At 46.4% G+C, this 13,602-nt stretch carries 11 protein-coding genes and 2 pseudogenes; 9 read left to right on the forward strand and 4 right to left on the reverse strand.

Going from position 1 to position 13,602, the window contains the following annotated elements:
- Positions 1 to 245: 245 nt before the first annotated feature.
- Complete coding sequence (locus C3B51_RS21525) at positions 246 to 2,171, forward strand: hypothetical protein (RefSeq protein ID WP_130246349.1); 1,926 nt, start codon at positions 246 to 248, stop codon at positions 2,169 to 2,171.
- A gap of 90 nt (positions 2,172 to 2,261) precedes the next feature.
- On the opposite strand, the gene C3B51_RS21530 is transcribed toward C3B51_RS21525, so the two are convergent.
- Entirely contained in the window at positions 2,262 to 3,332 is a 1,071-nt protein-coding gene (locus C3B51_RS21530) for a DUF3083 family protein (RefSeq protein ID WP_125718979.1), read from the reverse strand.
- A 253-nt stretch (positions 3,333 to 3,585) separates the two neighbouring features.
- On the opposite strand from C3B51_RS21530, the gene glnS reads away from it, so the two are divergent.
- The 6 genes from glnS (at position 3,586) to C3B51_RS21560 (ending at position 10,581) form a co-directional block, all read left to right on the forward strand.
- Positions 3,586 to 5,247: a glutamine--tRNA ligase gene (gene glnS, locus C3B51_RS21535; RefSeq protein WP_125718981.1), complete on the forward strand. Its 1,662-nt coding sequence runs from the start codon at positions 3,586 to 3,588 to the stop codon at positions 5,245 to 5,247.
- A 110-nt stretch (positions 5,248 to 5,357) separates the two neighbouring features.
- Positions 5,358 to 7,178, forward strand: coding sequence for a protein kinase domain-containing protein (locus C3B51_RS21540; RefSeq protein ID WP_130246350.1), 1,821 nt, complete (start codon positions 5,358 to 5,360; stop codon positions 7,176 to 7,178).
- Positions 7,179 to 7,270: 92 nt separating this feature from the next.
- A complete protein-coding gene (locus C3B51_RS21545) occupies positions 7,271 to 7,567 on the forward strand; it encodes a hypothetical protein (protein ID WP_010381464.1) in 297 nt (98 codons plus the stop codon).
- A 904-nt stretch (positions 7,568 to 8,471) separates the two neighbouring features.
- Positions 8,472 to 8,963 (forward strand): CPCC family cysteine-rich protein, encoded by a 492-nt coding sequence (locus C3B51_RS21550; protein ID WP_206076666.1) that lies wholly within the window; start codon positions 8,472 to 8,474, stop codon positions 8,961 to 8,963.
- A gap of 107 nt (positions 8,964 to 9,070) precedes the next feature.
- The gene (locus tag C3B51_RS21555) at positions 9,071 to 9,847 is read left to right on the forward strand and encodes a DUF6602 domain-containing protein (RefSeq protein ID WP_130246352.1); all 777 of its coding nucleotides are present in this window, start codon (positions 9,071 to 9,073) and stop codon (positions 9,845 to 9,847) included.
- 209 nt (positions 9,848 to 10,056) lie between these two features.
- Positions 10,057 to 10,581, forward strand: coding sequence for a tyrosine-type recombinase/integrase (locus C3B51_RS21560; RefSeq protein WP_130246353.1), 525 nt, complete (start codon positions 10,057 to 10,059; stop codon positions 10,579 to 10,581).
- Positions 10,582 to 10,806: 225 nt separating this feature from the next.
- Here the strand turns inward: C3B51_RS21560 and C3B51_RS21565 are convergent, their stop codons facing one another.
- A complete protein-coding gene (locus C3B51_RS21565; protein WP_130246354.1) occupies positions 10,807 to 11,778 on the reverse strand; it encodes a transposase in 972 nt (323 codons plus the stop codon).
- Between the two features lie 103 nt (positions 11,779 to 11,881).
- Positions 11,882 to 12,169 (reverse strand): annotated as a pseudogene (locus tag C3B51_RS21570) (IS110 family transposase); the annotation flags it as partial.
- A 164-nt stretch (positions 12,170 to 12,333) separates the two neighbouring features.
- Between C3B51_RS21570 and C3B51_RS21575 the strand changes: the two are divergent.
- Both C3B51_RS21575 and C3B51_RS23690 read left to right on the forward strand, forming a co-directional pair.
- On the forward strand, positions 12,334 to 12,639 hold the full coding sequence (locus C3B51_RS21575; RefSeq protein ID WP_125721969.1) for a hypothetical protein: 306 nt from the start codon (positions 12,334 to 12,336) through the stop codon (positions 12,637 to 12,639).
- A gap of 79 nt (positions 12,640 to 12,718) precedes the next feature.
- Entirely contained in the window at positions 12,719 to 13,057 is a 339-nt protein-coding gene (locus C3B51_RS23690; RefSeq protein WP_165389218.1) for a hypothetical protein, read from the forward strand.
- A gap of 6 nt (positions 13,058 to 13,063) precedes the next feature.
- Here C3B51_RS23690 and C3B51_RS21580 read toward each other — a convergent pair.
- Positions 13,064 to 13,491: pseudogene (locus C3B51_RS21580) on the reverse strand (transposase); the annotation flags it as partial.
- Between the last annotated feature and the right edge of the window lie 111 nt (positions 13,492 to 13,602).

Below are 13,602 nucleotides of genomic sequence, written 5' to 3' on the forward strand. Positions count from 1 at the left end.
CGGCGTTAAAAATTTCTCATTTAGAACAACTAAATAACAAAATTTTTGCCTTGTTATCGACCATATTTTCTCGCCTCAAAATAGAACACTTAATTAAGCAAATTGGTATAAGCACCTAAGGTGGTCGATTTCTGTAATTTCCAAAAAGCGGAAATATTCGCCAGCGCAAAGAGGTGAGCTTAAAGAGGTTTGTCGTGATATTTGTTTACCAAGCGAGGTTTTCTATATTATTTAAAGGAAGAAGTATGAGGTTTTTACTATGTTCTCTCGCCGTCGCTGTGCTTGCAGGTTGTGGTGGCGGGTCATCTGAGTCAGATAACAGTAGCGATCAGAAAATAAATAATAATTCGGCGCCGGTTCTGGTTGGAGAAGCAAACTGGTCAATTTCAGCAAATACACAAAGTACTAAAACGTTTGAGCTGAACGACAAAGAGGGTGATGCTATTAGTGTTGAGGCGGCAAACACACCAGCCTGGTTAACACTAAAACACGAAGACAATGCATTGTCATTGGTCGCTAATCCTTCAATTTTTGAAGTCGCTGATTATAAGATAGAGCTCACCTTGTCTGACGCAACAGGTAGCTCAAAGCAAACTATTACCATTGCAGTTAACGAAGACCCAAAATTCTACCCTGAAGAGAACTTGACTGTTTCAGACCAAGACTTAGCGGGCACCTGGTCGAGTCAATCAGGTGATGTACTGTTTTACTTCGGTGATGATAAACAAGGCCTGGGCCATTATCAAAAAGACAGTTTTGCGTTTGAATGGCGCAACCCGGACGACATTGAACTTATCACGCGTGAAGTAGAGTGTATCGTGCACTGCAGCCGTCAGCAGCTCTTACCGATTGAAGTAGTTGCCAAACAAGATAACAAAATAGCGGCAAAAATTCATATCAATGAACAAGAGTTTGACTTCGTCACACTTGAGAAGGGCGATGTAAAGTCTCTTGATTATGAATACTATAGTGAAGACCTGTTGGCAGATGATTTCTATGTCAGCAAACTTTACACAGATAAAGACAAAACCAGTGTTGTCTCAGGCTTTTTGACAGTAGGTTATCAGGACTATCTGCAACAGGTATCCTTTTATCACTCAGCCAAATACGATGGTGAGCATTATGATGTGCAAAGTGAAAGCCCCAATGTACAAAACTCTGATCGTCCTCTGGTATTGATGTTTGAAAATGCAGACACAAAAGAGTTAGTTAGCATCCAGTTTGAACCTCAGGTCACCGGTGCAAAAATCGTAGCAGCGAAAGGTGATTTTGTTGCAATGGAATACACCTACCAATTTAAGATGATACAATTTCCCGGCATGGTAACCGTTTCGCAGGACGACGTAGGCCGTTACCCTGGCTTATCTGATGTGCTGGCGCCCAGAACAACTCATAAGATCTATCGAGGCATAGAGCTGATAGACTTACCCGCAGTAGCTCAGGGAGACATTATTTTCGGGTTAAATCCTATGCTAGGCGCTAACCTTTCGTCAGGGGGGAGTTTCTATGCAGTGAATACACTTATGGAGATAACGTCTGGCACGTCGGCTGTTTACAATGTTACCGATCGCATTTCGGGCGAGCAGCATAGCGTGGATGTGTCATTACGCAGCAATGGGCGCAGACTTACCTATGAGTCTTCTAATTACGCAAGAACCGTTGAACACGCAAGGCTCTATGATGGCCGTCATGCGTTTGTTTCTGGCTTTCTGGACGAGTCAGAAGTACCACTGTATACCGCACGCATCTCAGGGTTTCCAGAGCAAGGTGAATACACGCAAAACGACTACATGAAGACATTCTATGTGGAGAATGTGCGTCTCAACAACAAACTCAGGCACGCGGTGTTAGAACCACAAGAGGACGGCAGAGCGATTATTTACACCGGCGGGCTGTTTGGGCCGAACGGTCGCTGGCAGTATGAAGCAGACAACAGCATGAGCTTTATCACTCCGTGTTATGCTGAGACCTATGCAGAATGTTTGTCGGCTGCTGGTGAAAAGCACGTGATGAACTTCAAACTGCTTTATAAGCAACAAGAAGGCTATTGGTTTATGCGCGAACATACTCATTATCGACAAGATAGTAATAATGAGTGGAACAGCCGCATTTATCACAACTTACAATTCATGCGTTTGTGTGACGGTGTGTGCTATTACACAAGTAACTAAATACGAAAAGGCTCCACTGGAGCCTTTTTTATAGGTGGCTTTTATGCCACGTAAAAGTGGGATGGCGGGACAGACCCCCGCTCAAGCGACTTAATCCTGATAGCTGATATGCTGGAAGAAGCGCACGATGACGTCTTGCTTCTCTGGATTAATTGGTAGCTTACCGGTTAAACGGCGGATCATGGTTTCGGCGTTGTTCATAAACTTACCGTAACCCACGTCCTTTTTGTCTTTATCGCTGGCAACCACCACAAAGTGCATGGTGTCGCACAGGTGTTCACCATCCCAGATAGAGCGTACCTGGCCATCTGGTGCAGACGTATCAAAACTGAGTTTTTGTAACTCACGATTGGCGTCTGATTTATCAATCTGGCTGCTGCGAACCAGAGGCTGGCGGCCATCGGCAACCAAGCCGACATGGCTCAGTTGTAACTGATCGCACAAAGTTAAAAAGCTGTCTTCAATGCTGCGGTAAAACTGGGTGTAATCCCCCGGGCGCATCTGGCTTTGATATTCGGTCTTGATAGCGCGGGTAATTGGGATAGAGAAAGACACATAGCTCATCTCCGAGTGCTGCTCTGGCAGGGTGCAGTTACGCGCCTGATAACGCGGGTACAAGCTGCGCAGTTTATAGCCGTAGCTTTCTCTGTGGCCTTTCACCTTAGCGAAAATATCATAAGTTAAGTGCTGATGATCACGTACTTTGTAAGACAAGCCTTGCTGCTCGTATTGCTCTTTCAGATCGTCCAGCGCCTTTTTCACTTTACTGTGAAAACTCGCCGCATTGGCGCGCAGCTCATCGCCGGTAGCCAGGAACAATAAGCGAATTTTACGTGCTTTATGATCAGCCTCATAATGTATCTTGTGGCCTTCGTGATATTTTGGATTGTAAAAGAACAAAATCTGCTTATCCGTTTGCAGGCTATGTGCCTCGTCGTGATAGCGCACGATGGGTAGCTTGTCGTTCGCGATGACGTGAACGTTAAATAATTCGTGCTCGTCGCAGATGGCAAACAACTTTCGGGCCAGGCGTTGGTAGCAGCTTTCTACATCATCAAAACAATCGAAGAATGCGTCGCTGGGTTTAAACTCAGCCAGAATGTAATGGTTGTTACGTGCGTTCGTTGGAATATAAACGCGGTGAAGATTCATTGATGCCATAGGTTTTTCCTTGCGATACCTCTGTTGTTGACGCCTATGATAGAGCGAGCGTGTGACGGATATATTGCGCTAGAACAAAATTTGTCATAAAAATGACGCGTCTTTTTGCCTTTGATTTGGCTGTTTTATGCCCAGGTTGCCACAATTGCGAAGTAAATCTGTTTTCGCCTTAGTTTTACGCTGTTCGTTGCTCAAACTTTTTGTAATAATGCCTCAGTTAACTGGTACTAAATTTTCAGAGGAATGAGTTCCTATGGCGGAAGCAGAAAATCGCCCAACAAATTTTATAACAAATATCATTGATGCGGACTTGGCCAGCGGTAAGCATGCTGGTACGCACACGCGCTTTCCACCAGAGCCAAATGGCTACCTACACATTGGCCATGCTAAGTCTATTTGCCTGAACTTTGGCATCGCTCGCGACTACCAGGGCCTGTGCAACCTGCGCTTTGACGATACGAACCCGGAAAAAGAAGATCTGGATTACGTTAACTCAATTAAAGAAGACGTGCAGTGGCTGGGCTTTAACTGGGATGGTGAGATCTGCTATTCGTCTAACTATTTCGACAAGCTATACGAGTATGCGGTTGAGCTGATCAACAAAGGCCTTGCCTACGTGTGCTTCCTGTCGCCAGAGCAGGCGCGTGAATACCGTGGCACGCTCACTGAGCCGGGTAAAAACAGCCCGTACCGCGATACCTCACCAGAAGAAAACCTGGCGTTGTTCGAAAAAATGAAGAACGGCGAGTTCAAAGAAGGCGAGTGTGTACTGCGTGCTAAGATAGACATGGCCAGCTCATTCATGGTGCTGCGCGACCCTATTATCTATCGTATTCGTTTTGCTCACCATCACCAGACCGGTGACAAGTGGTGCATTTATCCAATGTACGACTTTACTCACTGTATTTCGGATGCACTGGAAGGGATCACCCATTCTCTGTGTACGCTGGAGTTCCAGGACAACCGTCGTTTGTACGATTGGGTACTGGACAACATCAGCATTGAGTGTCATCCACAACAGATCGAGTTCTCTCGTCTGAACCTGGAATACACCGTGATGTCAAAGCGTAAGCTAAACGACCTGGTGGTGAACGGTCAGGTAGAAGGCTGGGACGATCCGCGTATGCCAACCATTGCCGGATTGCGTCGTCGTGGTTATACCCCTGCGTCTATCCGTGAATTCTGTAAGCGCATTGGTATTACCAAGCAAGACAACATGGTTGAAATGGGCATGCTGGAAGCCTGTATCCGTGACGACCTGAACGAAAACGCACCGCGTGCTATGGCAGTTTTGGATCCGGTTAAAATCGTGATTGAAAACTTTGATGCCGAGCAGGTTGAAATGCTGGACGCGCCTAACCATCCAACGCTGGATATGGGCTCACGTCAGTTGCCATTTACTCGCGAAATCTACATCGAGCGCGATGATTTCCGTGTTGAAGCCAACAAGAAGTTCAAGCGTCTGGTACTGGGTAAAGAAGTACGTTTGCGTAATGCCTATGTGATTAAAGCCGAGCGCGTTGAAGAAGACGATGCGGGCAATATTACCACGATTTACTGTACATACGACGCCGATACCTTAGGTAAAAACCCGGCTGATGGCCGTAAAGTGAAAGGCGTTATCCACTGGGTTTCTGCCAGCCACTGTATCGAGGCTGAAGTACGCCAGTACGACCGTCTGTTCAATGTGCCAAACCCGGCTGCGGCAGAAGACTTTGCGACTACGCTGAACCCAGACTCTTTGGAGATCATCGCCAGTGCTAAGCTTGAGCCGTCTCTGGCCGACGCTGCGCCTGAGCAGGGTTTCCAGTTTGAGCGTCTGGGCTACTATTGTCGTGATAACAAGCGCGATACACTGACCTTCAACCAGACGGTTGGTTTGCGTGACTCCTGGGCGAAAATCGAAAACGCCTAACACGCACAATAAATAAAAAGGTCGGCTTATGTCGGCCTTTTTTGATTATTTTGCCTTACTTTGAAACTTGATAATCATTGCAGACACAAACCCCGTAAACGGACAGGCCCATGACAGAAAAGTCGATCCACAACTTTTACATCAATGAACAGCAGTCGGTCTATTTGCTCTCTCATAAAGACGCAAAAAAACACCGTCAGTGGCTCAACATCTGTAAGAAGCAGCTGACATTACTGGGTTACCGTGATGTGGAAGTAATAGGCTCCGGCGCCTTTGGGTTTGTGTTTGCCGGGGTTGACGGGCAGGGCAAAGAGTGGGTGTTTAAATTCTCCCGAATTACCCTGGCCCAGAGTGTACGCGACCGGCTGGAAGACGAAGCGTATATGCTGTCGCAGATTAAAAACCCCATGGTCCCCGAGTTTTATGCTTTTGAACGAGCAAAAAAGCAGGGGATCCTGATGATGGCACGGGCCAAAGGCCAGGATCTGGAGCAATGGTCACTTAAACGCGGTCGTTTTAAACCCCATGAGCTGGTGCACCTGGCCAATAAACTCAGAAACGTACTGGTTGATTTGCGTAACCGCAAAAATGGCATGTCGCCTCAGCCTGTGGTGCATGGCGATATTAAGCCATCTAATATTGTCTGGGATGAAGCAACAGACAGCTTCTCACTGGTTGACTGGGGCAGCTCAGTCTATGCCCAGCTGGATGCCCATGGCGAGCCGGTTGCCAGTAATATTATGGATCTGATGTCGTCGGATATCAGCAGTACCAATGCCCGGATGGGCGATGTGTACTTTATTGGCGATGAGCAAATGTCGGGTGCACGCTCCTCACCACGCTTTGACGAGCAGGGCGTGGCATCTACTATTTACGCGCTGGCCAGTGCCCAGTCTTGCCGCTTTGGTGCCGCCGTGATCCCGGCAACCAGCTTAGGCTTGCCGCAAGCCTTTGCCAGAATGATAGATGCGATGTTGAGCAAAGACAAAGCCACCCGAGATCAGGCCGGCGATTACTTTATGCGTAACATGCCGGCCATGGCGCGTATGTATTTGCCTGAACTAAAAACACCGCCACGCAAAGCGAAAATTCCCTTCTGGTTCAACGAAACCGATGAAGAGCCAGATACGGTAGTCTACAGCTCGCGCAAACAGTTTTTGCGCCGCGCCGATCATAATCAGCAACTGCTGGACGTAAACGACGCTCAGCTTGACCGCTACTATAAAGAGTTCCTGTTCGACACCGGCGACAGCGAAAAAGCATTTCTGGCATCCATCAGCCGGCTGGCAAAATACCCGGTGGTAGGTGGCCTGAGTTTTCACTGGAAAGATGCCTCTTTGTTTGTGGAGTCCAGTTTGGTACTGCACGACGAGTCTTTGCAAAGTGCTTTTACCGATGCCGTAAACGCCACCGTGATGCTGGCGCAGGGAATAGAACAAAAGGGCTTGTTTAAATGCTGCCTGTTTGATGCCAGACAAACCATACAACTTCAGCGCGACGGCACTGGAGCATTTATTTTTGACCACGTGCCTGAGCTGCAATACACAGTATCGGACATTGGCACCAGTGAAATTGCGCGCCCCCATTCTTACTTTGAAGATGGCAAAGACCCCGACGAGCAACTGCAATTACCGCGGCAAATAGTGCAGTGTGTATTTGAGCTCAACCAGATCCACCATACCGGCTGTATTATCTTTGAGTCGCTCAACGACCGCCTTAAAATACACCATTACTACTGCCTGCTCGATGCCAGCAAAGAGCGGGAGTTCAAAACTCTGCTCACCCGCATTATGCAATACGCCATGAGCATTCAGGATTTTGGTGTGGCAGGCTTTATGAAACTGCCTTACAAAAACACCCGCGAATTTACTTTGTGTGCCCGCCAGCCAGACCATTTTTATCCTAAAGACCCAAAGGCTGCACAGGGCTGAATTAAGCTATCTACGACTAAGATATAACAAAACGCACGTTGCACATCCGCCCGTCCTCCGCCAAGATAAAAAGCCTACAACCGGAGGGAAACATGGATCAGGAAACACGCCGAGAGCTGCTCAAACTCAGCTGGAGCATGCACGACGAAGTAGAGCAGGCCATTTTAAAAGACAGCGCCAAACAGGGCGACGACAACTGGACTGAAAAGCAAAAGCTGCTGCTGGCAGATATGTCGCTGCACCTGCTGCAAACCGCACTCAAACCCAATGGCCTCAGCCAGGAAAAGCTTAAAAACAACCTCAATGCCATTCTTACGCTAAGCGACGACTTTATCGACGAAGTTGACCTGCGCAAAACCGCCGATGCCCTTTACGGGTTGGATAAGTGAACGGGCTTTGGGTTTTCGCTTAACGCTGAATTAGATCTCTTACTCCAGTATAGATCTTGTCATCCCGGACGCGTGCGAGCCGGGATCTACTTGAACACTACACAGTTGTGCCTTGTTACAGCCAAACCTGAAAATCAACTCCGTCATTCCGGACACTTACGAGTCGGGAGCTATTTGAACATCACACAGCAGTTCCTTGATAAAGACAAACTTAACAAACAACTCGATCATCCCAAACGCGTGTGAGCTGGGATCTACTTAGAAACCGCGCAGCAGTGCCAGGTTCCTGACGCACCTCACCAACAACACCGTCACTTCCAAACACAGCAGAGTCAAGAAACTCGTGACAATACGTAAGCAATATGGCGCTGAAGTAAGTGGGCAGTCAATCGAGAGCGACGAAGCGCTTTGTACAAGTCCACCAAGCTGGCCGTGCAAGTGTTGCCAAACCGGGCGAGTGTACTTGATGTCGGTGTTGCTGGTTGAGAGGTGCAAGGGACGCGAAGATAACTGGCGAGAAGGAGAAACAGAGCGAACGAGATAGCGACCCGACGTGGTTGCCTGTTAAATGAATATAGCGGTGAAACGACTCTGCCAATGTAATATGCAAGGGGGAGTAAGTCATGTTGTGTCGAAATCACAACACCTTGCTAAATGGGAAAAAAGTGGGTCTAATAATAGGCATAAATAACGTTGTTCAGGCAGGGAATGAGTCAGGTTGTAACGGTTTAAGTCACAAACGGTTCAGAACAGAAGTTACTCATCAAAAGCAAATTCCCATAGCATAAACCACACCAGCCGGATACGGCGTGCAGGTAGCGGCCCAGTTCAACAACCGATTATGCGTACTGCGTACGCATGAATACTAAAGCGTTAACTGTAAATCATGTATCGAACACCAGAATTGAAAATTGAAATTAAGTCGGGGATGGATATTGGTGAAATCCACTCTCTGCTTGCGAAAGCATTAGAATTTCCCGATTACTACGGTAAGAACTGGGATGCTTTTGATGAGTGCATCAATGACGATGAAGCGTCAAATCCTCCGGGAAAACTGATAGTCAAAGGGTGGGATCATTTCGTTCGCGAACACCTTAAAGATGCAAAGTTATTCTGGTCTTGCCTCGACGAACGAACAGATACCAAGAAACCCACCGAGGTATTAGTAACCCCAAGGGCATGCCCTTGTTGCGGCTATTTGACGTTATCCGATTGGGTCAGTGGCTCCTGGGAAATATGCTCTGTGTGTAGCTGGGAAGATGATGAAGTTCAATTCCGGAACCCAGACTATGAAGGTGGCGCTAACCGAGAATCATTGAACCAAGCGAGAGCCAGGTTTAGTGGTAAGCAAGTACCAAAAGAGATAGTGAGGGACTTTCGTGCCACATACAGTTAACAAGTCAAAGCACGCGGACATGACAAAGCTGTCACCTTTTTTGTTCCAAAAAAGTCGCCAACTTCACCATGCCGGTGTTTGAGGCGTTATGTGTTTTGAGGTATCAAATGAGTGATTATTTTTGGAAAACATATACTGAACAACTAGTGAATTCACTTACCGCTAACAATGAAATCACAAAGTTCACTAACAATCCCGCTGTTATTGGTGCGTATGCAGAATCTACGGTAACTGAGCTAATTCGAAACTTTGTGGCTCCATATATATGTTCTACAGGAAGTCTAATAGGAACTGCTCAGATTGGAGAGAATTTAAAGCAGTTGGATCTTATGATTTGGAGTCCTACTCCTTTACCGGCGATATTTGATTCGGCAGGTTTTGCGCTGGTTCCGCAACAGAGTGTTCATGGGGTTATTGAAATCAAGAGGTCAGCTTATAGCTCAGTTGGAAAAAATATGAAAGATACGTTGGACTGGGTCGAGGAAAATGTAAAAGGCTACCGTAAGCTAAAACCGGAGGTGTCTAAGTTTGTTCGAGAGGGCGGAAATCCAAATAAGTTAGTTGGTAAGTTGGATCACGAAATTTTTGATATTGATGAAAATCATATTGCTCTTGGTGTTGTCTGTGTTAAAGAGAGCAGGCAGAAAGACAAAGTTCTAGATTCTTTAATTGAATCTGGTCGAGCGATTGTCCTTCAGGAAATTGATGTGAATGGCCATATTAAGGTGAATACTTCACATGTGTTGCATCTTCTTGAGTACTTAAAAAGCGTAAGATGCCGTATCGTAAAAAAACTGGATTATGAAGGTGTCAATGTGGAGAGTATAGCTATTAATTTAGGAGAAAGATCTCCAGGATCACTGAAGAAAATGAAACACACATAACAAACGCCTCAAGAGGGACTGTCAACGCGTGGCGTTTCCAGTCCCATTGAGCCGAAGTGGTTACGGCTGTTGTGTTTGAGTTTAGTGGTAATGCGTTGCCAGCCCCTTAGGCGGGCGTTGAACTAAGCCGCTACGCGGAGATAGCGGACCACACCATCTGAGTCACACTTACCTTGGGAATAATCCCAGACGATGAACCGAGGTGAGTGATGAATACCTTAATTGAACAAGTTCGAGTGGAAATCGCCTATCGAGGCTACTCCAGCAAGACTGAAAAGTCCTACTGTGATGCGCTTCAAAAAGTCAGCCGTTTCTTCAACAAGCCCCTGGATACAGTATCTGCCGATGAGCTTAACCAGTTCTTTAAAGACCCTTCAACTCGACGATTGTCCCGCTCCAGCCAAAGTCTGATAATCAACAGCCTGGCATTTTTGTATAAGCACATTCTTAAGCGCGCACTGAAACTGGATGTGGCATTGCCAAAGGCACCATTTAAAGCACCAGCGTATATAAGCAGAGGTGAGATCCAAACGCTGATCGCAGCTTGCGACCATGTGCGAGTTAAAACCCTGATCATGCTGTGCTACGGGTGTGGTTTGCGAATAAGCGAAGCCTTGCAGTTAAAAGTTGCGTATATAGACAGTGAACGCAACACTTTATACATTGAGCATGGGAAAGGGAAGCGCGCTCGCTATGTGGTACTCCCCCCGAGCGTGTTAGAAAAACAATGTTAGAAAAACAAAAGAAAAACAAAGACACCCAGCCTTGTTTGTGTCTGTTATGGGTCCATTGGCGACGCATAAAAATGTTTCAGCAAGTAGAAAAGCGAAAAGTTTCAGAAGTCAGGTTGTACGGATGAACAACTTCAGCTGAAACAGTAGTTATTTGGTATTTCTGAGCACGGTTAAGCTCTGCCAGAGCGCGGCAGTCATCATATGTAATTCAGATAATGGCTTGTTCTACCCCAATAATCGCTCACAATTAGCAAGATTAGGGCGTCGCTTTTTTTGCAGGTGTCCACAAAACTCAGTCAAGACATGGCGCCTGCCGACTGCACCGTGGAACACTTTGGTGAATCGTGTGGTGAGTTTTAGCCAGTTTTCAGGCTCTATTTGCAATCTGGCGAGGATAGGCTGGGCATCGCAGATGTGGCCTCGCTTGTCTGCACGAATACATCGGCCTGTTAGCTCAACCAGTTCAATGTAGTATTCAAGCTCAAAGGGCATACCTTTGGGCATGTTTTGCCTGGGGTTGCCAGCAAAGCGCAGAAGGCTTTTGGGTTGTTTTCCGTGCTGTGCGTGTTCAATACGTTTTTTGATACTGGTGAATTCGGAGTTTTCGGGTGTGGCGGCCATTTTGGCCCGGATAGGGTTGAGGTCAACGTAGGCCATGCAGGCAGCAAGGGCTGCTTCATCGAGTAATGCCTGAGACTTAAACCTGCCCTCCCAGAATCGGCCTGTACAGCCATCTTCCTTATTGGCACGGCGGGCAATGTCTTCATTCAATACGCGCATAAACCAGCTGATGCTCGCAAGTCTCTCCCTATATTTCTCGATAATATCGTCGAGCATAATGCGTTCGGACGGAGTGAGTTCGTTACCTTCCACGAATTTGTGTGTCAGCCAGTTTCCCTTAAACAGTTTATGCCAGCGTATGACGATAGCTTTGTCACGCAATCGATTGGCTTTTTTATCGTCCACATACAAAACGATGTGAGTATGATTGCTCATCACAGCGTAAGCGCAAATATCAATGCAGAAAATGCTTGTCAGCAGAAATAGTTTTTCTTCAACCCATTCACGACGATGTTCATAAGATTGGCCTGTCAACGAGTCTTCACCGCATAAAAAGGCACGTCTTACACAGCGAGAGATGCAATGGTAGTATTTTGTGTCAACTAAGCTGACCTGGCTTTTCCGTGCCATTGGCATTGGGTTCGTCCTTATCCTTGGAGCAGGTTAAAAGCATAGACAAGGGGAGTATGACAGACAAGTTTTTGGTTGGGTGTCTGTCATTTCCGTCTCTGTCATTTCCGGCCAGGCAATCATTTTTATCGTTTTTATTCCCCCTGACAAAAGGGGTAACGTGTTGCGCAGGCACCAGATGTGCTTTATGACCTGCTTTGATACACATTCTTCCCCAGTAGTGTGCGCAGCCACAGGCTTCCATAACGACTTTACAAGGCGGCATGTTTTGAATGGTTTCTTTTAGCTTCTGACGGTTCACCCGGCGTGAAAAACAGGGCTTGCCGTGCTTATCCACAGCGAGTAATTGAAACGCGTTTTTAGCCAAGTCAATGGATAATGTGCTAACTTGATTCATGATGGATGCTCCTGTTAACTGTAAATATCACTCTCAGTTTGGCGCATTGACGCCGATTTAGGAGCGTCCATCTCAATCACCCAGTCTTACCTGCTCTTGTTACCGGAGGCAGACAAGTTTTGGAATGTGTGTCAGCTATTCGTGTTTTATTAGGATTTTAATTTGTGAAAAAATATTTACTAGCATTATGTCTTTTTCTTCCTTTTGTGGCGAACTCTACGACAAACTGCCCAGAAGCTAAGGTGCAACATTTACAGATTGAGCGGGACAGTATCTTAGTGTTCCAAGAAGGCCAAAATTGGCACCTAATCGGGCCACCGAGCGATCCAGGAGTTCAAGCAATGTACAGTGCTCTTTTATCGGCTCAAATGGCGGGTAAAAAAGTCATCATTAGATTTCCTGCTGGCTATGATTGCAAAGCTTATAACCTTAGTGTTCCGGCTCTGATGGTTCGAACAAATAATTTCTAACAAACCGCTCCAAGCGACAACCAAATCCCGCTCTGGTTGGTAGCGCCTGAGCCGGGCGTTATAAATAAAGGGTAAATGAATGAAAAAGTTATCGGTAATATTATTTATGGTTCTTTCAAATAGTGTATTGGCAGAGTCATATTCGGTTACTTCAGAAATTACAGGTATAACTCTTGGTCCTGATTTGGTTAGGGTTTATGTAAAGGATACATCAGGTGGATTTGAGTCTTGTACTGATAGAGCCAAGAAAGTTGCTTATGTATTAAACCCTACTGAACTCGGAGGAGATATTATGACTTCAGCACTATTGGCTGCAAAAGTTTCCGGACAAAAAGTTAGGTTTCAAAGTCAGGGGTGCCACTATGGCTATTCGAAGATTACGCATGTGTATTTCTGTGATACAGATACTTGTATGTAGCGTAATCATTTTGGTAAATCGAGTGGTGAGTTTTAGCCAGTTTTCAGGCTCTATTTGCAACTCGGCGAGAATAGGCTGTGCGTCGCAGATGTGGCCTCGTTTGTTTACACGAATACATCGACCTGTCAGTTCAATCAGCTCAATATCGTATTCAAGCTCAAAGAGTAGACCTTTGGGCATGTTTTGTCTGGGGTGCCAGCAAAGCGCAGAAGGCTCTTTGGCTGTTTGCTGCGCTGTGCGTGTTCAATGCGCTTTTTGATACTGGTGAATTCAGAGGTTTCTGGTGTATTGGCCATTTTAGCCCGGATAGGGTTCAGAACAATGTAGGCCATGCAGCCAGCCAGGGCGGCTTCATCAAGTAACGCCAGTGAGTTAAACCTGCCTTCCCAGAACCCGCCTGTGCAGCCATCTTCTCTATTGGCGTTGGGCACTATAATTGAACCTTCAGTTCCGAATTTGGCGAGTATAAAAATACGGAGTATCTACAATCATGTTTTTGATTTGACAGTAGGTAATTGACTATGAAGTGTAGTGGTTTAATAGAT

The organism is Pseudoalteromonas rubra (assembly GCF_004212645.1).
Taxonomy (GTDB): Bacteria; Pseudomonadota; Gammaproteobacteria; order Enterobacterales; family Alteromonadaceae; genus Pseudoalteromonas; species Pseudoalteromonas rubra_G.